The sequence below is a fragment of the Paramagnetospirillum marisnigri genome, from assembly GCF_001650715.1.
GTDB lineage: Bacteria > Pseudomonadota > Alphaproteobacteria > Rhodospirillales > Magnetospirillaceae > Phaeospirillum > Phaeospirillum marisnigri.
The window spans coordinates 1-1687 of the sequence record NZ_LWQT01000125.1 but is presented as its reverse complement, the minus strand read 5'-3'; the positions used below and the strand labels follow the sequence as shown (position 1 = coordinate 1687).

Here is a 1687-nt window from a genome sequence, read left to right as displayed (position 1 = left end):
GCCACACTCACGCATAACGGAAACGATAAGCCTTCTGGTCGCAGTATTTTCAATGGCGACGAGTGCATTAACATCTGAAGATGATGATGCTAAGATTGTCATTATTATCTATTCCAGTCGCATTTAAATACTTCAGCGTGACGCATAGCTTTCCGACACCTTCCTGCCAGAGGCTGATAGTTCTTCTATATCCACGTAAGCAATCTCTCCAAGCCTACCCTTCAATTCCCGACATCTATCTCGGAAGGTTTCGACTGAATAGGATTTCGCTCTGGAAAATTTTCGAATTTTCTCCGCCAGCTCATCAGAAATATTTTCGAGTCTTGTTAGACTTCGAAAAGTGGATTCCTTTGTTGATACTCCGTCACGCATACCTGCTGCCAATGAGTTACATTCAAAAACTATGGCTCCAGCAAGACTTTTTAAACGGTAATTTACGATAACTTGAATGGCTTCATTTTTTCTGGATTCGTATTGCTCTATCGAAATTCCTCGCCCTAATGCCTCGACCGGATTCGGAACAATGATTTGTGGGGCTGATGCACAGCCAGGGCGATTTTCATTTCGACGTTCAGGGCCAATATAATCTTGGGTGACGATAAAGGGCTTCCGCCTTTCCGCATGCCCAATAATCTGGTCCCTTAACTGACCAGATGAGAATGGAATAAGAAGCACAGAATCTGTTCCTGAAGACATCGCACTGCGAACAGCCGCCTCATCTCTTGATGAAAGCAGCAGCACCGTCAACACAAATGGGTCGCAATTTGTCTGTATAGATCGGATTTGACGAATAAAATACGCAGAATCATTCCCACAAACCATTGCATCCATAACTATAATTTGCAAGCCGCCATTTCGGCACGATTCATCAATAGCGATAAAGTTGTTTGATTCCTCTATGTTTGAAATTCCAATTTCATTCAGTGTGAATCGAATTCCAGATCGAATTGTACTGCTTGGCTCACAAATCAATGCCGTTATTTTAGAGTAATCTAATTTCAGTTTAGCGGGAACGATGACAGTAGGAACTGCCAACTTTTCAGTACCCGGTCCTTCATTCTCAAGAGCGTCAAGGGCAAGATACGCAAGCGGTCTCTGATCAACGTCGTCATCAGTCAGCAGTGACCTGAACTTCATGTCCTCATTCATAATGTGACTTGCAAGCCACTTAAGGACAAGATCGTGCAGTTTCTCCGCAACGGACAAACTTCCACCACGATACAACCTGATAACCTCATTAATTTTGCGATTGAAGGCAAAGTGCTTTGCACGATGATCTTCAAAATGTTGAAAGCCAATTTTTTCCATGGCCTTTTCTTCACGGAGAAAGTGCCCTGCGACATATTCTTCGAGCATTGCCAAAGCACTCTCGATTACGAACTTGCTTTCCGCCGCCTCGAAGATGATGCCCTTGAGTAAATTGGCAATTTCAAAGAATGCCTTGTGATCGCTGTCAATCGCAGCATTCCCGACGGAGAACGCATCTGACCACCCAGCGATTTGGCACGCTTCCGTCATTCAGCAAAATCTCCATGAACTCTGCCGATTACCGCCCGCCAATTCGGGCGATAAAACCATCGACCTCGCGGCTCAGATTTTCAGACTGTCGTGACAATTCCGATGCAGCATCAGCAACCTGACCAGCGGATTCGGTAGCTTCTGCGGCAGTCGCTTGAACCGTGATGAT

The 1687-nt window shown here is 45.1% G+C and carries 1 protein-coding gene; it reads right to left on the bottom strand.

The annotated features are described in order from the left end of the window. Positions 1 to 132 precede the first annotated feature (132 nt). The gene (locus tag A6A04_RS22045) at positions 133 to 1518 is read right to left on the bottom strand and encodes a bacteriohemerythrin (protein WP_082915105.1); all 1386 of its coding nucleotides are present in this window, start codon (positions 1516 to 1518) and stop codon (positions 133 to 135) included. Positions 1519 to 1687: the final 169 nt, after the last annotated feature.

What these genes read in the sequence shown, in the direction of transcription:
- A6A04_RS22045 (WP_082915105.1), bottom strand. Translation starts at nt 1,518, where the DNA reads ATGACGGAAGCGTGCCAAATCGCTGGGTGGTCAGATGCGTTCTCCGTC.